The sequence below is a fragment of the Maribacter sp. 4G9 genome (assembly GCF_002742265.1).
Taxonomy (GTDB): domain Bacteria; phylum Bacteroidota; class Bacteroidia; order Flavobacteriales; family Flavobacteriaceae; genus Maribacter.
Genome location: NZ_MDGL01000126.1, coordinates 29,794 through 50,220 on the forward strand (window position 1 = coordinate 29,794; position 20,427 = coordinate 50,220).

Genomic DNA, 20,427 nt, shown 5'->3' on the forward strand with positions numbered 1-20,427 from the left:
GTAGGTTGATTAAAAAAGAAATCTTTGCACAAGTGAATATATAAATTTTATTATAATACAAATATACGGATGACTGCCGAAACCATTTTCAAATATTTTCCCAATTTATCAGAAGTGCAACAGAATCAAATAATTCTTTTGGAAGAACTGTACAAGGATTGGAACCAAAAGATCAATGTAGTTTCCAGGAAGGACATCGATGAACTCTACTTGAGGCACGTACTGCATTCTTTGGGAATAGCCAAGGTCCAGGCTTTCAATGATGGAGCCGAAATTTTGGATGTAGGCACTGGTGGAGGTTTTCCGGGAGTTCCCCTCGCTATCCTCTACCCGAATGTGAAATTCACGCTTGTGGATTCCATAGGTAAAAAAATCAAGGTGGTAGATGAGGTAGTGGAAGGTCTAAAACTGGAAAATGTGCAAACGGTAAATTCTAGGGTGGAGGAAGTCCCAAAGCAGTTTGATTTTATTGTAAGCAGGGCAGTGGCCGCCATGCCAACATTTGTGCATTGGGTAAAGGGAAAAATCAAAAAAGAGTCCCTGCATGAAAGAAGAAATGGTATTTTGTATTTGAAAGGTGGTGATTTAATGGGTGAGTTGGAGGCTTATAGAAATGCGGAAACCTTTGAACTTGCAGACTATTTTGAAGACGAATTCTTTGAAACGAAGAAGGTGGTTTATCTCCCGCTGAAATTTAAGGGTTAACAGTTACAAACTGAGTAGACCATAATAGCTTAGGCGATATTTCTTCGCATATTTTTTCAATCGGTTCCAAAAATGTATTCGAATGCAGCAAAAATAGAGCTTAGTAATTTGATATGTTTTAAATAAAGTATTCATAATCAATTGTAAAATTCGACATAAAACATTTAGTTTACAATTAATTAACGTTAAATTTACATTTAAATTATAGGCAAGATTGATTGTAGGCATAAAAAAAGCGCCGAATTGGCGCTTTTTACTCATAGTTCTGTAAGGAATTATTCGCTCCAGGGCGGAACAACATTATTGGATCTTGCATACGCAATTAACTGACCTTTATGTTCACCATTGTGCTCCATTATGATCAAAAGACCTCCTAATTTGTTCATTTTCATAAAGCCAAAATCAACTTCGCTTCCCAATTCACTGCTTTCTACCTCACCTACTTTGTCCAATACCCAGGCATTGGATTTTTTTAGGGCGGCAATAATATTTTTCTTTCCAGTTATTTTTGTCAATCCCATTACATCGACCTCTTCGGGTGGGGCAAATCCCATTTTTGATCCAATAAAATAGTTGGACCCTGCAACATGAAGGAGTGCTTCGGCAACTGAATTAACGCCCTCCATAGGTCTCCAATCATATTGTTCCTCAGAAAAGGCCTCGGCAAGTTGTATCACTTGATCTTGATTGCCCTTGAGTAGCCCTTGGATGGTGCTCTGTGTTAAATTTTCCTGTGCATGTGCAAAACCAATTGCCATGACCATACATAGGAGCGAAACTAATTTTTTCATTTAAAATGTTTTTAAAGGTTGAAGGTGTTTCCAGATTTTCCAAAAACACCTTTTAAATGTAATCAAAATCTTTGTTAATTAGTTCTTAGTTTGTTAAAATTCAAATACTTAACCTAAAAAAGGGTATCTGTAATCCTCTGGTGTCACAAACGTCTCCTTTATCAATCTTGGGGAGACCCATCTTAATAGATTTTGTGCCGACCCGGCCTTATCGTTGGTTCCAGAAGCTCTGGCGCCACCAAAAGGTTGCTGGCCTACTACCGCTCCAGTAGGTTTGTCATTGATATAAAAGTTTCCTGCACAATTTTGCAATGCCTTGGTGGCTTCGTCAATTGCATAGCGATCTTGGGAAAGTACCGCTCCCGTTAACGCATATTCAGAAGTACTATCTACCAACTCCAATGTTTTGGACCATTCTGTGTCTTCGTATACGTATACAGTTACCACTGGGCCAAAAAGCTCTGTTTCCATGGTGGTATAATGCGGGTTCGTGGTTAAAATAACTGTCGGTTCTATGAAATATCCTTTTGATTTATCATATCCTCCGCCAACAATGATTTCTGCTTCCTTATCATTTTTTGCTTGATCGATATACTTGGCTAGTTTATCAAACGAACCTTCATGAATGACGGCGGTTATAAAATTGCCCATATCTTCAGGAGAACCTGGTTTGTTAAACGATTCCATATCTTTTTTGACGAACTCAAGAATTTCCTCTGAAGTCGATTTTGGTAGATACACCCTTGAAGCCGCACTACATTTCTGTCCTTGGAATTCAAAAGCCCCCCGAGTGATTGCTGTAGCAACTTGCTTTGGTTTTGCCGTAGGGTGCGCAATGATAAAATCCTTTCCCCCGGTTTCCCCTACAATCCTTGGATAGGTTTTATATTTGTGGATGTTATTGCCAATTTGTTTCCAAAGTTCCTTGAATACATGTGTTGATCCCGTAAAATGAATACCCGAAAAATCAGGACTGGCCAATATTGTTTCGGTGATCATTACCGGATCCCCATACACCACATTGATAACGCCATCGGGCAAACCGGCTTCTTTAAATACGTCCACGATTACCTTCGCTGAGAAAATTTGGCTGTCACTAGGTTTCCATACCACTACGTTCCCCATCATGGCGGCGCTAGCCGGCAGATTTCCGGCAATGGCCGTAAAGTTGAACGGTGTAATGGCGTAAACGAAGCCTTCGAGAGGCCTATATTCAACACGGTTCCAAATGCCTTCGGACGAGTAAGGTTGCTCCTCATAAATTTGGGACATATATTCCACATTGAACCGCAGAAAGTCAATAAGTTCACAGGCGGAATCAATCTCCGCTTGATGGATGGTTTTTGACTGCGCCAACATAGTGGCAGCGTTGATTTTTGCCCTATACGGTCCGGCAATAAGTTCGGCAGCTTTAAGGAAAACGGCCGCTCTTTGTTCCCAGGTCAAATTCGCCCATGCCCTTCTGGAATCGAGGCAATTGGAAATGGCATCTTCTATATGCTTTTTTTCGGCGACATGATAATGGCCCAAAATGTGTTGATGGTCGTGCGGAGGGGACATTGGCTTGGTATTACCTGTCCTTATCTCGTTATGCCCAATATACATGGGTACATCAATTGTACTATTGTAATAAGATTTGTATTGTCTTAAGACTTCGTCACGCTCAGGTGTGCTTGGCGCATAGCTTTTGATTGGCTCATTAATGGCGGCCGGTACTTGAAAAAATCCTTTGCCCATGGTCAATTTTTATTTTTAAAATTAGTAGTTGACCAAAAGTACTAAAAGGGTATTGCACTAAAAACTAAATTGAGGTTAAAAGCTATTTAGTTTAAGGCAAAAGGCACACTGAATTTGAATGTTGGGATGTAGACCCTAAAATTTTCCGTCGTAGAGAAATTTATCATGTTGTAATGACCTTTCATGGCTCCAATGGGCGAGGTTAAAAGACACCCAGAATTATAAGTGTGTGACTCCCCGGGCTTTATTACGGGTTTTTTTCCGATTACGCCTTCGCCATCCAAAGTTTCAACATCGTTCAAGGAGTCATAGATCCTCCAATGGCGAGAGGTAAGTTGAACGGAATCCTTACTTTGGTTCTCTATCGTTATGGTATATCCAAAAGCATAATGCATCTTGTAATTCTTGAAGAAGGTGCCTTCAAAATTCGTTTTGACCGAAATCTTAATGCCTTTGGTAACTTGTGTTGTCATAATTCTTAATAGGTGAATATACTTCCTGCAAACAATAGTGCAGCTCCTACAAAAGCTAAAATAACGAAAATAGTATTTAGGAAAATATATTTAACAATAGTTTTAAACCTACCTTGATCATAAAAATTTCGCATGGCCTTATACAGGTAAACTGCAAAAATCAAGATAAAAATACCATTGGTGTCTATCCCAAAAACACTATTGATCAAATAGCTAATAATGAGCAAGATAAAGAACAATGATTGATTGTGGAAACTAAAGGTCAAATGATCGGTATAAGTATGTTTTTTTCTGATATAGGCCAACCAAATGAAAAGGGAGAACACCGGTAAAAAGAAAAATGTGGTAAATGGCAATTTTGAAAAAACGGAACTCAAATAGGCCCCTGGCTGTCTTTTTACCCGGATCAAACTTTGCGCCATATTGAAGGATACATTGTTGTGCCAATAGCCTTCAATTGAATACTTTTCCCTCACTTCATCAAAGACGTATAAGGTGTCCTTTTGGATCAAGGTTGAAAATATTTCCCGTTTGCGAAACAAAGAACCTAAAAGGGATTTTTCAGAAGCAGCCTCAATTTGTTTTTTTGGGTCGGCAAGGATAATGGAATCCTTAACCCGCATTTGTTCGGAAATTAACTCTTTGAGTTCCAAGGAGTCCAATTGGGCCATGATTTGTTCCGTGTCCTTCTCTGATTCCCCAAAATCAAATTCTTCCATAAGAGAGCTTCCAAAATTGATAGGGAGTTGGTTGGACTCAGAGCCAAATCGATTTAATCGTTCAAAATTGCTGGAAAAACCAACCAAAAGAAAGTAAATGATGGCCAAGCTCAGAAGAAACCTAAAGGGGTTTGTATAGGAAACACGTTGCCCGGAGATATACGCCTTGGTAATTCTACCGGGGCGCAATAGGAGTGACCCAAGGGTCCTGAACAATTTGGAATCGTAGGAAATAATATTGGAAAAAAATTCCTCGAAAAAATCCTTTAGTGTCAACTTTTTGGTACTGTTGGCCTGTGAACAATTTGGGCAGTACTTGTCACTAATATCCAATGGGTGACCACAGTTCAGGCATTCTACCCCCCTATATCGCAGTTGGTAACGGCCTTTTGTATTAACACTTGGTTTGGTCTCCATGGGTTGTTGGCTTATTGGGGACCCTTGAAATCAGTTGCTAATGGTTCTGGAATTTGTTGAGCCCACTCCTATAATACTATCGTAAAGGTCTCCAAAATTTCTGTAATATACCAAGATCAAATAATTGTTTTCCGTAAAATGGAAATTACCGCCAACAGTGTTCAAATTTATTTCCCCGGCATCGTTCTTGGTAACGTATTTGTAATTGTAAAATCCTTGTTTTAATACCAAGGTGGCCTCCATCATTCCTGTCTCCTGATTATATAGCATTTTGTTTTCTTCGGATAGGTCATAGTTGTTGAATTTTCCAAAAATATAGACATCGTCAAGTCCCAAGACTTCCGTATACGGAAGACTAAAATGGACTTTGGTGTATTCTGCCTCCCTAGAGACATCGTCGCCTTGCAAGGTCCTAATGACAAAGTCACCATTAATATCAGGAAAATAGGTGTACGGCTCATTGGCCCTAAAATTATCACTAAAGAGATAATGATTGTAAAGGCGATCCCCTATTTCTATTCTTGCAATTTGAGAACTGGGTGCGCGCAAATCACTGGTGTCGAACAATAAATATTCGTTACCCCCAAAGAATGCGGTTTCTTGGTCATATCTATAGACCAATTCTGATCCCAAGGTAAATTGAGGTTTTATATCATAGATGGCATTGTCCCAATAATTGTTCTGAATTAGGGCCACTTTCACCTCTTTTTGGGGGTTTACCAATTGAAAATTACCCGGATTGATTCTAAAGTGAACCACTTGCTTTTCGTTCAGAAAATTAAAATCCCGCGAACGCTTCACCTCCGCACCTACTTTAACAATATCCTTATATACGATAAACCTTCTTGAGAATTGGAGTTCGTAACTGTTGTTATAAATTTCAATTAGAAAATTACCGGTTACCTTGAGGCGCACATTTTCGTTAGGGATGGTGAGCTGGTAATTGGAATAGGTCTCCAACGTAGTGTAACTGTTCTCGTAATTTATGATACGTTGGTTGTCTATACCATCCAAGTATTGGGATTTTAGCAGGTCCGAAGGAGTCCAGTCATAATCACAGTGAATAATTTTATAATAGTAATCCTGTTCATTTGCCAAGAGGTCGTCAAATTCCAGCTTAATGGTTTCCCCAATCTGTACCACGGGGAATTGATCGTCCGTAGTCCCCCTGAATACGATTGACTTAATATGGTCGGGCGGGTTTTTTTCCTTTTGGACCTGGGCAATCATACTTTGTAAGCAAAGTATACTTAAGGATATTTGTTTAAGGAATAATCGCATTTAACAATAATATTTAGCTTAAAGGTAAACAAAAAGGATGCCTAAAAAATTTACCTCGATGGAATGCCTAAATTATGGTTAATTATTATGAAAACTTTTCATTTAGTAGTAAATTCGCACCAAATTTTGTTAACCTAAGGTCTACAATAATATGTCAAAGGACATTCGAATTAAAAAAGGACTGGATATCAATTTGGTAGGCGCTGCCGAATTGTCTACTTCAAAAGCGGTCTTGAGCAATGTTTACACAATCAATCTTAATGATTTTCACGGAATAACTCCAAAGATGTTATTGAAGGAAGGGGCCGAGGTAAAAGCTGGAGAGCCCTTATTCTACAATAAAGGTAATGAGGAGATGCTGTTCGTTTCCCCTGTTAGTGGGGAATTGGTTGAAATAGAAAGGGGCGCACGAAGAAGAATCCTCAAGGTAAAGATTTTGGCCGATAAGAACCAAGAGGTAATCGAGCACAAAAAAATGGATTTGGAAAAGGCATCAGGGCAGGATATTAAGGCCGCTCTTTTGAAATCTGGATGCTGGCCTTTTGTTAAACAACGTCCCTATGACGTAATTGCCGATCCCAAAACAACGCCCAAGGCAATTTTTATTTCAGGCTATGCAACAGCTCCCTTGGCGGCTGACTTGGATTATGTGTTAAAAGGAAAGGAAGAAGAATTACAGGCGGCCATATCCGCTTTGGTAAAACTTACGCCCGGAAAAATTCATGTTTCCGTGGGTGCTTCGGGAAATTCTCCTTTGGCCGGTCTAAAAGGTGTGGAGCTGCATAAGGTTTCTGGTCCACATCCTGCAGGATTGGTAGGTACACAGATAAACAAAATTGACCCTATCAATAAAGGTGAGTTGGTATGGACCGTATCCCCTCAGGATCTGGTCATCATCGGGGAATATTTCTTAACAGGAAAGTTCAATGCGGAAAGAATTGTGGCCTTGGCAGGTTCATCCGTTAAATCCCCTAAATACTACACTACGAAAATTGGTGCTGAAATTTCTACTTTTTTATATGCCAGTGGTGTAAACGAAGAAAACTTCAGGGTCATTAACGGCGATGTTCTAACAGGATCAAAAAGCGGGCCTGACGGACATTTGGGATTTTATAACAATGCTGTAACCGTTATCCCGGAAGGGGATGATTATGAATTATTTGGATGGAACAAACCTATTTTCAATAAAGTCTCAACAACGAGGGCTTTGACTTTTTCATGGTTGCAACCCAACAAGAAGTATGACTTGACCACGAACACCAATGGCGAACACAGGGCATTTGTGGTAACAGGACAGTATGAAGAGGTTTTTCCAATGGATATCTACCCGTTACAGCTTTTAAAGGCATGTATGGTTCAAGACTTGGATGAAATGGAACAACTAGGACTTTATGAAGTTGCACCAGAGGATTTTTCTTTAACTGAGTTTATTTGTATTTCCAAACAACCCCATCAAAAAATCATTCGTGAAGGATTGGATTTATTGCAAAAAGAAATAGGATAAGATATGAGCTTAAAAAGTAAAATGCATGAGTTAAAACTGAAGTATCAGGGTAAAAAGATGGCGCCTGCCTTCAATGCCTTCCATACATTTTTGTTTACTCCTAATGAAACTACCCATGGCGGTACGCATGTAAAGGCGGCCGATGATTTAAAGAGAACCATGAACACGGTTATCATGGCACTTGTACCCGTGCTTATTTTTTCCATGTTCAATGCAGGATACCAACACTTTGCCGCTATTGATGCGGCTAATGGAACGCCGCGTAGTTTGTCTTTGTTCGAAAACTTTTTGACATGGGATAATTTTTGGATCGGTATAATTAAGGTCTTACCGTTAGTAATCGTGTCCTATGGTGTGGGCCTTATTGTTGAGTTTATATTTGCTGTTATAAAAGGCCATGAAGTAGAAGAGGGATACTTGGTAACGGGAATGTTGGTTCCCTTGATCGTTCCGGTGGATACCCCGCTCTGGATGTTGGCCGTTGCCGTAGTTTTTGGCGTGGTAATCGGTAAGGAAGTATTTGGTGGTACAGGTATGAATATTTTGAATCCTGCACTTACTATACGGGCCTTTCTATTTTTCGCCTACCCTACATGGATGAGTGGTGACAAGGTTTGGGTACACGGTGCCGTGGAAAGGGCCGGTGGCCCGGATGCCATATCCGGCGAGACCATTCTTGGGTCTTTGGCCCAAAATGCAGATATAAGCTATTCCGTCTCGGACATGTTCTTTGGTTTTATACCTGGTTCAGTGGGAGAAACTTCTACGCTTTTGATTTTGATCGGAGGGCTCTTTTTGGTTTTTAGTAAGATTGCTAGTTGGAGGATAATGTTGAGTGCCATCATCGGTTCCCTGGTCATGGGATTCATTTTTAACCAAGTTGTAGAATTTGGTTGGATAACCGAAACCAGCAAATTTTATGGCTTGATGAGTTTTGATTTTTGGAAACACCTAATTGTAGGTGGTTTGGCATTTGGTATTGTCTACATGGCGACAGATCCTGTAACGGGTTCGCAGACCAATCGGGGAAAATGGATTTACGGCTTCTTTATCGGTTTTATTTCGGTAATGATAAGGGTTTTCAACCCCGCTTATCCAGAGGGAGTTTTCTTGGCGATACTTTTGATGAACGTATTCGCGCCTACCATTGATCATTATGTGGTGAAGGCCAACATAAATAGGAGAATGAAAAGATTTAAGAATGCCGTTGTGCTTCCAAAGGATACGGACGGTAAGGCTGAAGAACTAAAAGTAGAAACGGTTTAATTATGGCAATCAATACAGATAAAAATGTATACACCGTGGTTTTTGCCTCGGTTATGGTAATCGTGGTAGGGTCCATACTCGCTTTTTTGGCCACTGGATTAAGTGGTCGAATCAACGAGAATATGCGTTTTGAGAAACAGCAAAACATTCTTTATGCCATGGGAATCAACGATAATGTTGATGAAGGAAGCGTAAATTTTGTCCCTACGGATATTGTGGAAGATAAGTTTTCCCAATATATAACCGAGCAAATTATAATTAAAGGGGACCAGATTGTAGATAATGACGAGGCGTATCTAATTGATATGAAAAAGCAATTGGCCTTGGCAAAAAAAGGTGAAACACCTGAATTGCCCTTGTTCATTGGTGAAAAGGACGGAAAGAAGTTTTACGTGATTCCAATGTACGGGAAAGGATTATGGGACGATATCTGGGGATACATCGCTTTGGATGATAAAATGATCGTTCAAGGGGTATTTTTTGATCACAAGGGTGAAACCCCTGGTCTGGGAGCTAACATTAACCAGCGTTATTTCATGGATGATTTCACTGGGGAAAGTATCATGGCTGGTACCAGATATGCAGGAATCAATGTGGCAAAAGGGAATAACGACCCCCTTAACAATGATAAAGAGGATAACGAAGTGGATGCCTTGGCCGGAGCCACCATCACAGGAAATGGAGTATCTGCCATGATTAAGGAAACTTTGAATCTTTACAAAGATTATTTAAAAACTATTAGAACAAATTAATATGGGACTTTTATCAAAAAAGGATGCAAATCTAATTAAGGATCCATTAGCGGATAATAACCCTATTACCATTCAGGTATTGGGAATCTGTTCCGCATTGGCCATTACCGCTGAACTTAAGGCTTCCGTTGTTATGGCAATTGCAGTAATGTTCGTTTTAGGTCTAGGAAACGTGGTTATTTCTGCGATGCGGAATATCATCCCATCAAAAATCAGAATTATCGTCCAGCTAATCGTGGTTGCAACCTTAGTAATTGTAGTGGATCAAGTACTCAAAGCTTTTGCCTATCCATTAAGTAAAACGCTCTCTGTATTTGTTGGATTGATTATTACCAACTGTATCATCATGGGGCGTTTTGAGGCTTTTGCATTAGGTAACGGGCTTTGGAGATCGTTTTTGGACGGAATTGGTAACTCATTAGGGTATGGCATTATTTTGGTAATCGTAGGTTTTTTTAGGGAACTATTGGGGTCTGGAACTCTTTTTGGATATCCAGTATTTGGTGACCCTATAGAGAAAACCGGTCTGTATTCCTTTGGTTATGAGAATAACGGGTTTATGATCATACCACCTGCGGCCTTGATTGTAGTGGGAATCATAATTTGGGTACAGCGATCCAGAAATCCTGCTTTGGTAGAAGAGAATTAAGAACATACTTATAAATATATTATGTTAGAACATATAGAATTGTTTTTTAGGTCCATTTTTATTGACAATATGGTATTCGCCGTGTTCTTGGGAATGTGTTCCTATTTGGCGGTATCCAAAAAAGTGGCAACGGCCGTTGGTCTTGGTGCAGCAGTAATATTTGTACTCGCGGTAACCGTTCCCTTGAATTGGTTATTGGATAGATACCTTCTACAAGAAGGCGCATTGTCGTGGTTGGGCCCGGAATACGCGGATTACAATCTAAGTTTCCTTTCATTCATCTTGTTCATTGCAACCATTGCTACTATGGTTCAATTAGTGGAGATAGTGGTTGAAAAATTTTCTCCATCGTTGTATAATTCTTTGGGTATCTTCCTGCCTTTGATTGCAGTAAACTGCGCTATTCTAGGTGGGTCTCTTTTTATGCAATCCAGACAGATCGAAACATTCGGACTAGCTTTTAATTATGGTCTTAGTTCCGGTATAGGTTGGTTTTTGGCGATTTTGGCCATAGCGGCCATCCGTGAAAAAATAAGATATTCCAATGTTCCTGCGCCATTAAGGGGTTTGGGGATTACCTTTATTATAACCGGTTTAATGGGGATAGGGTTTCAAAGCTTTGGAGGTATGTTGACAGGTGGTGATGATGCAGCAGAAGAGGCCCAGGAAACCGTACATATTGAAGCACCCAAGGAGGTAAAGATAGAAACACCAACAAAAGAGGTAACTGAAAATAATTCTGAGATGGACGAGAAGGAAATCTCCTATAACGACGTAAAATAAAAGGCATGATTTTAGCTGCAAGTACAGGCGGAACAATTTTGATTACGGTAGTCGCTTTCTTAATCCTACTGATGATATTAGTGGCTTTGTTATTGTTCACAAAGGAAAAACTATCACCATCCGGACCCGTAACTATCACTATAAATGGTGAGAAAAAAATAGAAGTAGGTTCTGGAAGTTCCTTACTTTCAACGTTGGGAAACCAAAAAATATTCTTGCCTTCCGCTTGTGGTGGAGGAGGTACCTGCATTCAATGTGAGTGCCATGTATTATCCGGTGGTGGTGAGGCTTTGCCCACGGAAACACCTCATTTCTCTAAAAAGGAATTGAACCATGGTGCCCGTTTGGCTTGTCAAGTGAAGGTAAAGCAGGATATGGAGATTACCATTCCCGAAGAGGTTTTTGGGATAAAGAAATGGAATGCCAAGGTCGTAAGGAATTATAACGTTGCTTCTTTCATTAAGGAATTTGTGGTGGAAATCCCTGAGGATATGAACTATAAGGCTGGTGGCTATATTCAAATAGAAATACCGGAATGTGAGATAAAATATTCTGATATAGATATCACTGCGCATCCAGAGGAACACGAAACACCCGATAAATTTCAGGCGGAATGGGATAAATTCAATCTGTGGCCTTTGGTTATGAAAAATCCTGAAACTGTTGAAAGGGCATACTCTATGGCCTCTTATCCAGCAGAGGGACGTGAAATTATGCTGAATGTGCGTATTGCTACACCACCATGGGATAGATCTAAAAATGGATGGATGGATGTAAACCCAGGAATTGCTTCATCGTATATATTCAGCTTAAAGCCAGGGGATGATTGTATCATATCCGGACCTTACGGTGAATTTTTTATTAATGAGTCAGATGCCGAAATGTTATATGTGGGTGGTGGAGCCGGTATGGCCCCTATGCGTTCCCATCTATATCATCTCTTCAAGACGTTGAAGACAAAAAGAAAAGTGACCTACTGGTATGGTGGTAGGTCCAAGAGGGAACTTTTTTACTTAGATCACTTCTATCAGCTCGAAAAAGAGTTTTCCAACTTCAAGTTTTATTTGGCCCTTTCAGAGCCTTTGGAGGAAGACAATTGGAAAGTTAAGGAAGACATCGACGCACCAGGGGATGGCTTCGTAGGGTTTATCCATAACTGTGTAATCGACAATTATTTGAGTAAACATGAATCTCCAGAGGATATTGAATTATATTTCTGTGGACCTCCTCTAATGAACAAGGCAGTTCAGAAAATGGGAGAGGATTTCGGTATTCCCGATGAAAATATTCGATTCGACGATTTCGGAGGTTAAGGATATAGAAAGCAAAAAAAGGAAAAACCGATATGCCAACATATCGGTTTTTTTTGGAAAAGAATTTATAGGATACACTGAATTCGATAATTTTTCAGTTCATTACCTAAGGATGGTTCTAATAGTTTGAAACAATGAAACCATTATCAGAACAGGAACTTCATAATTTGGCCATGAATTTGGTAGGAAAGCAACTGGAGGGGGATGGGTACGAATTCTTGGCAGTGAATAGCGAACTTCGAAAGAATCCGCAATTCGTTTGTATCAAGGAAAAGAAGATGAGTTTTGTTGTGGTAAAGGCAATCGAATACCCCGGAGACCCCCTGGATTTGGATTTTTTTAGGGCAGATCTATATAAAATGAGGGATCATGCACTAAAATTTGAGGCTAAAACCTTTTATGCGCCCGTAGGTTTGGTGAATGCAAAGGATTACAATCTGCCTGTATACCTTAACGAAGAGTATATAGTGGATTATGAAGGATTAATAGAAATTGAATAATGAGGAAATGGATTTGTTTGGCAGGAGTACTTTTTGTTTTTTCCTGTAATAAAGGGATTGTACGAAATCAAACAAGGGGAGAGGCACTTGGTACGACTTTCAATATTATATATCTAGCAAGTGAGGAGTTGGATTTAGAGAAGAATATTGATTCCGTTTTTACTGCTGTAAATAAATCTCTATCGACCTATATTCCAGATTCCGATATTTCAAAAATAAATGGGGGCGATAGTCTTGTCGTTGTGGATAACATGTTCCGGGAAGTTTTTGAGCTATCAAGAAAGGTCCATAAGGAAACAAGGGGGTATTTTGACCCAACCGTGGGCACACTGGTCAATGCATGGGGCTTCGGTCCCGGGGAACAAATCGCTATGGACAGCTTGGCGGTGGATAGTTTGTTGGGTTATGTAGGGTTCAAAAAGGTCTCGCTTACTTCGCAGAATAGAATCGTTAAGGATAATCCCAATATCTATTTCGATTTTAATGCCATAGCCAAAGGATATGCCATAGATAGGTTGGCGGTTATGCTTGATCAAAAAGGCATTCAAAATTATCTGGTGGAAGTAGGTGGTGAAGTAGTGGCAAAGGGAACAAATTTGGAAAAGGAAAAGCCTTGGGTCGTGGGTATTGACGATCCACAAGCGGAAGAAGGTAGACAATTGAAGCTATTGATAAACATGTCCGATAAGGCCCTGGCCTCATCCGGTAACTATAGAAAATATAGGGTGGATAGTACTACAGGTAAAAAATATGTACATACCATTGATCCTATTACCGGTTACACTAAAAACTCAAATACGTTAGGGGTCACTATACTGGCGAATGATTGTGCTACGGCCGATGCCTATGCAACGGCATTTATGGCCATGGATTTGCACGAGGCTTTTAAGGTAATAAACTATAATAAGGACTTGGAAGCTTATATAATCTATTTGGACGAAAAAGGGGTTACCCAAGAATTTTTGACCAATGGGTTTAAGGCACTCTTGGTAGAGTGATTATTTTTTCACCAAGGGGATAATTTCTCCATTTGCCAATCTATATTTTTCAATTTCCTCTTGTGCCATTTTGGATGTCATGTTTATTTCCTCGACCTTAAAACCTATAGATCTCAGCTTTTCAAAATAGTCCCTGCCATAAATTCGCACATGGTCGTATTGACCGAATATTTTGGCTCTTTCTCTTTTATCGATGATGGAATTGTCCTCAAAGGTTTTTTCCCTTTGTAAGTCCTGCGGGATTTGAAAAACACCCCATCCGCCCGGTTTTAAAATCCTATAAAGTTCCTCCATGGCCTTGGTGTCATTGGGAATATGCTCCAGAACATGGTTGCATAGAATCACATCAAACCTGTTGCTTTCAAATGGCAGATTACAAATGTCCGCTTTAACGTCTGCCAAAGGCGAATTTAGGTCGGTTGTAACGTACTCCAGGTTTTTAAGTTCTCTAAATCTTTTATAAAAGGCCTGTTCCGGGGCAAAGTGCAATACCCTCAGGTTGTCTTGAAAAAAATTGGTGTTCTTTTTCAAAAAGAGCCATAACAGTCTGTGTCTTTCCAAAGAAAGGGTGGAAGGGGAAAGCACATTTTCCCTAGGATTTTCGTAGCCATAAGGCAGAAAACTGCGGAAGGTCCTACCGTCTATAGGGTCTTGGTATTTGTTACCTGAATAATACAATACCAGTAATGGCCTAACCAAATAGCTTATTTTGATAAGCAGAGGTCTTGGTATAAGGTTTAGATAAAATTTGAAGATTTTTTTCATCTACCCAAAAAACGAGGATCGTTGTTTTCCGATTAAAATCGGGTCATCTCTATATAACATTTGAAAAATACTCAAGATCGTATTTTTGTCTGTCTAAACTCATTCTCCTCATCAGATATGATACCTAGGGCATCATAAATATATTGGAAGGTGGATAGTAACTCCGGCTTTCCGTTTACGATGGCTACATTGTGCTCAAAATGGGCACTGGGTGCTCCATCCGCGGTAAGAATGGTCCAACCGTCCTTCAGTTGTTTTATGTTTTTGGTTCCCATGTTGATCATAGGTTCAATGGCCACGGTCATGCCCTCAACAAACTTTTTACCACGCCCTCTTTTGCCATAATTGGGCATTTCCGGACTTTCATGCAGTTTTTTGCCCAGTCCATGTCCCACAAGTTCACGTACCACACCATAGCCATGGCTTTCACAATAGTTTTGAATGGCATAGCCTACATCGCCAACGCGGTTACCGGCCTTAAATTCCCGAATACCAATATAAAGGGATTCTTTCGCTACTTTCAATAACCGTTTTACTTCCGGGGCCACTTCGCCAACCTCAAAAGTGTAGGCATGGTCGCCGTAAAAGCCATTTTTTAATGCCCCACAATCTACGGATATAATATCCCCATCCTTCAAGGGTTCGGCATTTGGAATACCATGTACCACTTGGGCGTTTGGGCTCATGTTCAAAGTATTTGGAAAATCGTACATTCCTAAAAAACCGGGCTCCGCGCCATGGTCCCGTATAAACGTCTCCGCCAATTGATCTAGATATAATGCGTTGACCCCTGGTTTAATTTCCGAAGCCAACATGCCCAAGGTTTTTGATACAATCAGGGCGCTTTCACGCATGAGTTCTATTTCTTCCGCCGATTTTATTTTTACCATAACTGCAAAAGTACGCTTATTTTGGATTTGGCTAGTCCACCAGTGATTTTTGGGTCATGTAAGGGGATTGCGCCACACCCATGAGTTTTAATATTGTTGGGGCTATATCGCCCAGTACCCCGTCCCTAATGTTTTTAATGTCCTTGTCTACTAGAATAAGCGGAACAGGATTGGTGGTATGTGCCGTATTTGGGGAGCCATCCGGGTTTACCATGGTTTCGCAGTTTCCATGGTCCGCTATGACCAGCACGGAATAGTCATTTTCTATAGCGGCAGTGATGACATCCTTTGCACAGGAATCCACGGTTTCACAAGCTTTTATAGCGGCTTCCATAACCCCTGTATGGCCTACCATATCCGGATTTGCAAAATTCAGGCAAACAAAATCCACCTCACCTTTTTTTAGTTCGGGAATAATGGCATCCCTAATATCATATGCACTCATTTCGGGCTGAAGGTCATAGGTAGCCACTTTCGGTGAGGGACATAAAAGCCTTTTTTCACCCTCAAAGGGTACTTCCCGTCCACCGCTAAAGAAAAACGTCACATGGGGATATTTCTCGGTTTCCGCGATTCTAATCTGTTTCTTATTGGCATTGGCAAGTACTTCGCCCAAGGTTTCCTTTATGTTTTCCTTATCGTAAACAACATGAACCCCTTTGAAGGAATCGTCATAGTTCGTCATGGTTACATAATAAAGATTTAGCTTATGCATGTTTTGCTCGTGCATATCTTCCTGGCTAAGCACTTGGGTAAGTTCCCTACCCCGGTCCGTTCTAAAATTGAAGAATATGACCACATCGCCATCCTTGATCTGACCTATAGGGTCGCCCAAGTCATCTACCATTACGATCGGTTCTACAAATTCATCGGTAATGTTATTGTCATAGCTTTCCTGTATACTTTGAACAATATTTGTGGATTTTTCACCATCGGCATTGACCATGACATCATAGGCCTTTTTTACGCGTTCCCAACGCTTATCACGGTCCATGGCAAAGTACCTCCCTACCACTGATGCCAATTGGGCTTTCTTTCCAGAACAAAAGGAAACCAAATCCTCCAAAAAACCGATGCCACTCTTTGGATCAACGTCCCTCCCATCCGTAAAGGCATGTATATACATGTTTTCAAGTCCGGAGTTCAAACCAGCAGAAATCAATCCTTTCAAATGGTCTATATGGCTATGTACCCCGCCGTTACTTAAAAGACCTAGAAAATGTACAGGCCTGTTATTTTCATTGGCATATTTGAAAGCAGACTTTAATACCGGTTCATCCTTTAAAGTATCATCCTTTACGGCCAAATTGATTTTTGCCAGATCTTGATAGACGATTCTACCGGCACCCAAGTTCATGTGCCCAACCTCGCTATTGCCCATTTGGCCTTCCGGAAGCCCAACGTTCATGCCGTCAGTAAGTAAATTGGCATTGGGGTATTTCTTGTACAAACTGTCAATAAAAGGCGTATTGGCCTTGTCAACTGCAGAAACGCTGGGGTCTGGGGATTTCCCCCATCCGTCCAATATCATTAATATAACTTTCTTGTTCATCCTTGGGTCGTAAAATAGTGTTCATCAAAAATAATAGGATTCCCTAAGTATAACTAATACATACAGACTCTTTTTAAATCATAATATGAATTTGTTAAAAAGGCCCAAGCTAAATTATGGCCATTGTTAAAATTTAGTTATATAAGTGTTAATCCTGTAACATATGATCATAAGGCCCGTCTATAATTATATAAGAACAATCTATTCATCAATTAAAATTCATTCATCATGAAAAAAACAATCCTAACGTTGTCCATGGCGGCTTTGTTCATGGGCACGGGTCTTATGGCCAACGAAACATCCATCAAAAATCACGATATCTTGGAGAGCGGCAAAACGAGCTATGATATTAGTTCTTTTTGCAAGGCTGTCATGCAGGGTGATATTGAAACGGTTGCGCGAATGATAGAACTAGGGGAAGACATCGACAAAAAATCCTTGGGCATGACGCCTGCCATGTTTGCGGCGCGCTATAATAAGGCCGAAGTGCTTCAATTGCTCATTGACCATGGTGCCGACTTGAAAATTAAGAGTAACCAAGGTTTTTCGGTATTTAAATATGCCGAACTTTCAAATGCCGCCGATGCACTCGCTGTATTGGAAAGCGCTATGGGCAGTTAAGATTTTAGAAACCATCAATCAAAAGGCGAAAGGCCTGTTCGCGAATTAGAGAGAATAGGCCTTTTTTATATTAAAGGAAATTGCAAAAACTGTCCTGACCGACCGACAAAAACGATTCTGAATATCCAATTTTTCTGAGCGAGGAAAATGTAACTGCAAAACATGTTAAGGGAATGATGGTCATTGTTAATTTTTTATTATTATTTTCTTAAAATGAATTATTCATAATATTTGTTGTTTAATTTTGTTGATATAACAAAAATGTTTAACAATCTAATGTCCTATTTATGAAAAAAATATTATTACTAACCGTGGCCATAGGGATTTTGAGTTTTTCAAACTCTTATGGTAAAGTCAATTTTGATACCACTACAAACCATGTAACGATAGTAACTTTAAACGATAATATTAATTCATTGTGCAAAGCAGCCATGCAAGGGGATGTGGAGAAAGTTAGAAGTTTGCTCGCCACTGGCGAAAGTGTAAACGAAAAGTCCTTGGGAATGACTCCCGCCATGTATGCGGCAAGGTACAACAAGGCCGAAGTTTTAAAAGTATTACTACTGAACCAAGCCAATTTGAACATTAAGAGTGACCAGGGCTATACGGTAAAGGACTATGCTGAAATGTCCAAGGCGACAGAAGTTTTGGAAGTTTTAAATTCCAACTCTTGATTTTTAGGGTGTTTATTTGAATTAGAAAAAAAGCCCATCGATTTCGATGGGCTTTTTTATTTAAAATGTTCGCTCCATAGTGTTCAAGTAAAAGAGCAACCATTAAAATTCAAAACCGTTCAATGCCCTATGCATAAAAGCATATACGGCCATAAACAACATCAAGGCGCAAAATACGGAGTAGACCTTTAAGATCACCACCAATATTTCCGGTTTGCAATTTTCAAATGCGCCAACATAAAGATTCTTAAAGTGTGTCAGTGTTCCCATTATAGTGTCTTGTTTAGATACCAAAAAACCTTTGGCATGTATTACTAAATCAAAGCTATAAGGGTCAAATTTTAGTAGTTAAAGCGATTCGGGAATTATAAATATAATGAAAAGAACAAGGTATCTTCAGTATAAAACCGATTATCCGCAAAATTTAACGTTTAACCTTCGTTCCTATATTTTTCTATGGCTTCCCTAATTTTTTCGATCCTGTTTTCCGGGTCGGGATGTGTACTCTGAAATTCAGGGACCCGGTTTGGCCCGGCGGCCGCCTTTAATATTTCCATGACCTTGATCATTTCATTGGGGTCATAACCTGATTGGATCATGAACAAGACGCCCAGTTCGTCACTTTCCAACTCATCATCCCTACCATTGGTAAGCAGGGTATTTTGGCCGATGCTGCCCACAATATCCCCCATGTCCGCACCCACGGAAGCGCCCATGGTTACGGTTTGCCAGAAGGTACTTTCGGCTATTCTTTCCGCGGAATGCCTGCCAATGACATGCCCTATTTCATGGCCCAAAACCCCTGCAAGTTGGGCCTCGTTCAATTGGCGAAAGAGGGCATAGGTGATAAAACACTGTCCGCCCGGCAAGGCAAAGGCGTTTATGGTCCTGTCATCGGCCAATAGGTGAAAGTCGTACTTATAAGGGGTTTCCCTGGCAATGCTGCTGCTTACCAACCGGTTGCCAACGGCATCCACAAAGGCCTGTAATTTTTCATCGGGGTAGAGCCCACCGTGCTGTTGCGCCATCTCTGGAGCACTTTGCAGTCCTATGGCAATTTCCTGCTCCGGAGACATGTTAATGGTTTGGGAACGTCCTGTATACGGGTTCTCCTCTTTGTTGTTGCATTTTTGGATAAAGGCGAAGGCCACAATGGCCAAACCGATAAAGATTCGGATTTTCCAACTTCCTCTTCTCATGATGTTAGTGTTCTAAATAGCAGAACCTAAGATACAAAAGAGTTACAGAAGTGCCCTATTTATGTCTAAAATATTGTTTTGAATGTAACTACGTAGGAAAGCCCGTGTAAAATTTTCGGCACCAAAAAAATCCTCTTTCTCAAGTAGGGCCACTATGTTGATTCCTCTATAGGCTTCCAACATGGGAATGGACAAGGGGGCATAGCTATAATGCCACGGTTCGTATTTGAAACCCCTTCGTTTTGGGTCGTCCGTATATACTAGATAATAACCATAGGTTTCAGAATGCTCGTCCATCCATAACTTAAAGTCCTCAAAAGGGCCTCCGTTGCCATATTTTTCCAAATCGAGCACATCGCCGTCTACCTTTCTATAGCCGTCTATAATATCGGCATCCGTGCCCCAGTGGTGCCTGCTGGTACCGGGAATGGTGGAATATTCGATTATTTTTTCAACCGCCGCCATGGGTTCCATACCTTCATCGGTATAGGTGATGTATTTGCGTTCAAAAATGCCTTCCTGTCTGCTAAAATCCCGGAAGCTGGAAACAATTTTTAGGTCGATACCGTCTGAATACGCCGCTTTTTTCATCTCCAAAAATGCGTCATGGGCCTCTTTCCGTAGATTGATGTCCTTGCCAAAAAGTTCAATGCGCGCTTTTCCCATCAATTCCGCCGTGGAATAGCCCATTTCCTGCATGAATAGATTGGGAAGCAAGGAAAGCCCTAAGGCCGCTCCGCCACTTTTTTGGATAAAGGATCTTCTCTTCATTTTTTGTTTTGTTTCCGATAGGTCAAATGATACCTATTAAAATTAATCAAAATTATCGTTTAGACCG

22 protein-coding genes are annotated in these 20,427 nt (G+C 40.4%); 11 read left to right on the plus strand and 11 right to left on the minus strand.

What is annotated here, in order from left to right:
• The first annotated feature begins 69 nt into the window (after positions 1-69).
• Complete coding sequence (gene rsmG / locus BFP75_RS12425; RefSeq protein ID WP_099545704.1) at positions 70-705, plus strand: 16S rRNA (guanine(527)-N(7))-methyltransferase RsmG; 636 nt, start codon at positions 70-72, stop codon at positions 703-705.
• 275 nt (positions 706-980) lie between these two features.
• Here rsmG and BFP75_RS12430 read toward each other — a convergent pair whose 3' ends face one another.
• From BFP75_RS12430 to BFP75_RS12450, 5 genes are all read right to left on the minus strand, one after another.
• The gene (locus tag BFP75_RS12430; RefSeq protein ID WP_099545705.1) at positions 981-1,496 is read right to left on the minus strand and encodes a DinB family protein; all 516 of its coding nucleotides are present in this window, start codon (positions 1,494-1,496) and stop codon (positions 981-983) included.
• Between the two features lie 108 nt (positions 1,497-1,604).
• Positions 1,605-3,233 carry an L-glutamate gamma-semialdehyde dehydrogenase gene (pruA, locus tag BFP75_RS12435; RefSeq protein ID WP_099545706.1) on the minus strand — a complete coding sequence of 543 codons (1,629 nt, stop codon included), beginning with the start codon at positions 3,231-3,233 and terminating at the stop codon, positions 1,605-1,607.
• Between the two features lie 86 nt (positions 3,234-3,319).
• Positions 3,320-3,706: a Co2+/Mg2+ efflux protein ApaG gene (gene apaG / locus BFP75_RS12440; RefSeq protein WP_099545707.1), complete on the minus strand. Its 387-nt coding sequence runs from the start codon at positions 3,704-3,706 to the stop codon at positions 3,320-3,322.
• A gap of 5 nt (positions 3,707-3,711) precedes the next feature.
• Positions 3,712-4,842 (minus strand): DUF3667 domain-containing protein, encoded by a 1,131-nt coding sequence (locus BFP75_RS12445; RefSeq protein WP_099545708.1) that lies wholly within the window; start codon positions 4,840-4,842, stop codon positions 3,712-3,714.
• 30 nt (positions 4,843-4,872) lie between these two features.
• On the minus strand, positions 4,873-6,123 hold the full coding sequence (locus BFP75_RS12450; RefSeq protein ID WP_099545709.1) for a DUF5103 domain-containing protein: 1,251 nt from the start codon (positions 6,121-6,123) through the stop codon (positions 4,873-4,875).
• A 151-nt stretch (positions 6,124-6,274) separates the two neighbouring features.
• Between BFP75_RS12450 and BFP75_RS12455 the strand changes: the two genes are divergently transcribed.
• From BFP75_RS12455 to BFP75_RS12490, 8 genes are all read left to right on the plus strand, one after another.
• The gene (locus tag BFP75_RS12455; protein WP_099545710.1) at positions 6,275-7,627 is read left to right on the plus strand and encodes a Na(+)-translocating NADH-quinone reductase subunit A; all 1,353 of its coding nucleotides are present in this window, start codon (positions 6,275-6,277) and stop codon (positions 7,625-7,627) included.
• 3 nt (positions 7,628-7,630) lie between these two features.
• Positions 7,631-8,893 (plus strand): NADH:ubiquinone reductase (Na(+)-transporting) subunit B, encoded by a 1,263-nt coding sequence (locus tag BFP75_RS12460; RefSeq protein ID WP_099545711.1) that lies wholly within the window; start codon positions 7,631-7,633, stop codon positions 8,891-8,893.
• Between the two features lie 2 nt (positions 8,894-8,895).
• On the plus strand, positions 8,896-9,645 hold the full coding sequence (locus BFP75_RS12465; RefSeq protein ID WP_099545712.1) for a Na(+)-translocating NADH-quinone reductase subunit C: 750 nt from the start codon (positions 8,896-8,898) through the stop codon (positions 9,643-9,645).
• 1 nt (position 9,646) lies between these two features.
• Positions 9,647-10,294 carry an NADH:ubiquinone reductase (Na(+)-transporting) subunit D gene (locus BFP75_RS12470; protein WP_099545713.1) on the plus strand — a complete coding sequence of 216 codons (648 nt, stop codon included), beginning with the start codon at positions 9,647-9,649 and terminating at the stop codon, positions 10,292-10,294.
• A gap of 21 nt (positions 10,295-10,315) precedes the next feature.
• Positions 10,316-11,077 carry an NADH:ubiquinone reductase (Na(+)-transporting) subunit E gene (gene nqrE, locus BFP75_RS12475; protein ID WP_099545714.1) on the plus strand — a complete coding sequence of 254 codons (762 nt, stop codon included), beginning with the start codon at positions 10,316-10,318 and terminating at the stop codon, positions 11,075-11,077.
• A 5-nt stretch (positions 11,078-11,082) separates the two neighbouring features.
• Positions 11,083-12,390, plus strand: coding sequence for an NADH:ubiquinone reductase (Na(+)-transporting) subunit F (nqrF, locus tag BFP75_RS12480; protein ID WP_099545715.1), 1,308 nt, complete (start codon positions 11,083-11,085; stop codon positions 12,388-12,390).
• Positions 12,391-12,524: 134 nt separating this feature from the next.
• On the plus strand, positions 12,525-12,890 hold the full coding sequence (locus BFP75_RS12485) for a Na(+)-translocating NADH-quinone reductase subunit F (protein WP_099545716.1): 366 nt from the start codon (positions 12,525-12,527) through the stop codon (positions 12,888-12,890).
• Positions 12,890-13,888 carry an FAD:protein FMN transferase gene (locus BFP75_RS12490; RefSeq protein ID WP_099545717.1) on the plus strand — a complete coding sequence of 333 codons (999 nt, stop codon included), beginning with the start codon at positions 12,890-12,892 and terminating at the stop codon, positions 13,886-13,888. Before BFP75_RS12485 ends, BFP75_RS12490 begins: the two co-directional genes overlap by 1 nt.
• Here BFP75_RS12490 and BFP75_RS12495 read toward each other — a convergent pair whose 3' ends face one another.
• The 3 genes from BFP75_RS12495 to gpmI all read right to left on the minus strand — a co-directional run bounded on the left by BFP75_RS12495 (position 13,889) and on the right by gpmI (position 17,095).
• The gene (locus tag BFP75_RS12495; protein ID WP_099545718.1) at positions 13,889-14,653 is read right to left on the minus strand and encodes a class I SAM-dependent methyltransferase; all 765 of its coding nucleotides are present in this window, start codon (positions 14,651-14,653) and stop codon (positions 13,889-13,891) included.
• 71 nt (positions 14,654-14,724) lie between these two features.
• A complete protein-coding gene (gene map, locus BFP75_RS12500; RefSeq protein WP_099545719.1) occupies positions 14,725-15,543 on the minus strand; it encodes a type I methionyl aminopeptidase in 819 nt (272 codons plus the stop codon).
• Positions 15,544-15,574: 31 nt separating this feature from the next.
• A complete protein-coding gene (gene gpmI / locus BFP75_RS12505) occupies positions 15,575-17,095 on the minus strand; it encodes a 2,3-bisphosphoglycerate-independent phosphoglycerate mutase (protein ID WP_099545720.1) in 1,521 nt (506 codons plus the stop codon).
• A 228-nt stretch (positions 17,096-17,323) separates the two neighbouring features.
• On the opposite strand from gpmI, the gene BFP75_RS12510 reads away from it, so the two are divergent.
• Positions 17,324-17,716 (plus strand): ankyrin repeat domain-containing protein, encoded by a 393-nt coding sequence (locus tag BFP75_RS12510; RefSeq protein WP_099545721.1) that lies wholly within the window; start codon positions 17,324-17,326, stop codon positions 17,714-17,716.
• A 287-nt stretch (positions 17,717-18,003) separates the two neighbouring features.
• Positions 18,004-18,390, plus strand: a complete 387-nt coding sequence (locus BFP75_RS12515) for an ankyrin repeat domain-containing protein (protein WP_099545722.1) — start codon at positions 18,004-18,006, stop codon at positions 18,388-18,390.
• Between the two features lie 102 nt (positions 18,391-18,492).
• Here the strand turns inward: BFP75_RS12515 and BFP75_RS21855 are convergent, their stop codons facing one another.
• The 3 genes from BFP75_RS21855 to BFP75_RS12525 all read right to left on the minus strand — a co-directional run bounded on the left by BFP75_RS21855 (position 18,493) and on the right by BFP75_RS12525 (position 20,360).
• Positions 18,493-18,660 carry a DUF6747 family protein gene (locus BFP75_RS21855; protein ID WP_165776593.1) on the minus strand — a complete coding sequence of 56 codons (168 nt, stop codon included), beginning with the start codon at positions 18,658-18,660 and terminating at the stop codon, positions 18,493-18,495.
• Positions 18,661-18,821: 161 nt separating this feature from the next.
• A complete protein-coding gene (locus tag BFP75_RS12520; protein WP_099545723.1) occupies positions 18,822-19,589 on the minus strand; it encodes a M48 family metalloprotease in 768 nt (255 codons plus the stop codon).
• A gap of 42 nt (positions 19,590-19,631) precedes the next feature.
• Positions 19,632-20,360, minus strand: coding sequence for a M15 family metallopeptidase (locus BFP75_RS12525; RefSeq protein ID WP_099545724.1), 729 nt, complete (start codon positions 20,358-20,360; stop codon positions 19,632-19,634).
• Positions 20,361-20,427 lie beyond the last annotated feature (67 nt).

What these genes read in the sequence shown, in the direction of transcription:
- BFP75_RS12490 (WP_099545717.1), top strand. Translation starts at nt 12,890, where the DNA reads ATGAGGAAATGGATTTGTTTGGCAGGAGTACTTTTTGTTTTTTCCTGT.
- BFP75_RS12495 (WP_099545718.1), bottom strand. Translation starts at nt 14,653, where the DNA reads ATGAAAAAAATCTTCAAATTTTATCTAAACCTTATACCAAGACCTCTG.
- rsmG (WP_099545704.1), top strand. Translation starts at nt 70, where the DNA reads ATGACTGCCGAAACCATTTTCAAATATTTTCCCAATTTATCAGAAGTG.
- BFP75_RS12525 (WP_099545724.1), bottom strand. Translation starts at nt 20,360, where the DNA reads ATGAAGAGAAGATCCTTTATCCAAAAAAGTGGCGGAGCGGCCTTAGGG.
- BFP75_RS12455 (WP_099545710.1), top strand. Translation starts at nt 6,275, where the DNA reads ATGTCAAAGGACATTCGAATTAAAAAAGGACTGGATATCAATTTGGTA.
- gpmI (WP_099545720.1), bottom strand. Translation starts at nt 17,095, where the DNA reads ATGAACAAGAAAGTTATATTAATGATATTGGACGGATGGGGGAAATCC.
- BFP75_RS12520 (WP_099545723.1), bottom strand. Translation starts at nt 19,589, where the DNA reads ATGAGAAGAGGAAGTTGGAAAATCCGAATCTTTATCGGTTTGGCCATT.
- BFP75_RS12515 (WP_099545722.1), top strand. Translation starts at nt 18,004, where the DNA reads ATGAAAAAAATATTATTACTAACCGTGGCCATAGGGATTTTGAGTTTT.
- BFP75_RS12450 (WP_099545709.1), bottom strand. Translation starts at nt 6,123, where the DNA reads ATGCGATTATTCCTTAAACAAATATCCTTAAGTATACTTTGCTTACAA.
- nqrE (WP_099545714.1), top strand. Translation starts at nt 10,316, where the DNA reads ATGTTAGAACATATAGAATTGTTTTTTAGGTCCATTTTTATTGACAAT.
- BFP75_RS12430 (WP_099545705.1), bottom strand. Translation starts at nt 1,496, where the DNA reads ATGAAAAAATTAGTTTCGCTCCTATGTATGGTCATGGCAATTGGTTTT.
- BFP75_RS12465 (WP_099545712.1), top strand. Translation starts at nt 8,896, where the DNA reads ATGGCAATCAATACAGATAAAAATGTATACACCGTGGTTTTTGCCTCG.
- BFP75_RS12470 (WP_099545713.1), top strand. Translation starts at nt 9,647, where the DNA reads ATGGGACTTTTATCAAAAAAGGATGCAAATCTAATTAAGGATCCATTA.
- map (WP_099545719.1), bottom strand. Translation starts at nt 15,543, where the DNA reads ATGGTAAAAATAAAATCGGCGGAAGAAATAGAACTCATGCGTGAAAGC.
- BFP75_RS21855 (WP_165776593.1), bottom strand. Translation starts at nt 18,660, where the DNA reads ATGGGAACACTGACACACTTTAAGAATCTTTATGTTGGCGCATTTGAA.
- BFP75_RS12445 (WP_099545708.1), bottom strand. Translation starts at nt 4,842, where the DNA reads ATGGAGACCAAACCAAGTGTTAATACAAAAGGCCGTTACCAACTGCGA.
- pruA (WP_099545706.1), bottom strand. Translation starts at nt 3,233, where the DNA reads ATGGGCAAAGGATTTTTTCAAGTACCGGCCGCCATTAATGAGCCAATC.
- BFP75_RS12460 (WP_099545711.1), top strand. Translation starts at nt 7,631, where the DNA reads ATGAGCTTAAAAAGTAAAATGCATGAGTTAAAACTGAAGTATCAGGGT.
- BFP75_RS12510 (WP_099545721.1), top strand. Translation starts at nt 17,324, where the DNA reads ATGAAAAAAACAATCCTAACGTTGTCCATGGCGGCTTTGTTCATGGGC.
- BFP75_RS12485 (WP_099545716.1), top strand. Translation starts at nt 12,525, where the DNA reads ATGAAACCATTATCAGAACAGGAACTTCATAATTTGGCCATGAATTTG.
- nqrF (WP_099545715.1), top strand. Translation starts at nt 11,083, where the DNA reads ATGATTTTAGCTGCAAGTACAGGCGGAACAATTTTGATTACGGTAGTC.
- apaG (WP_099545707.1), bottom strand. Translation starts at nt 3,706, where the DNA reads ATGACAACACAAGTTACCAAAGGCATTAAGATTTCGGTCAAAACGAAT.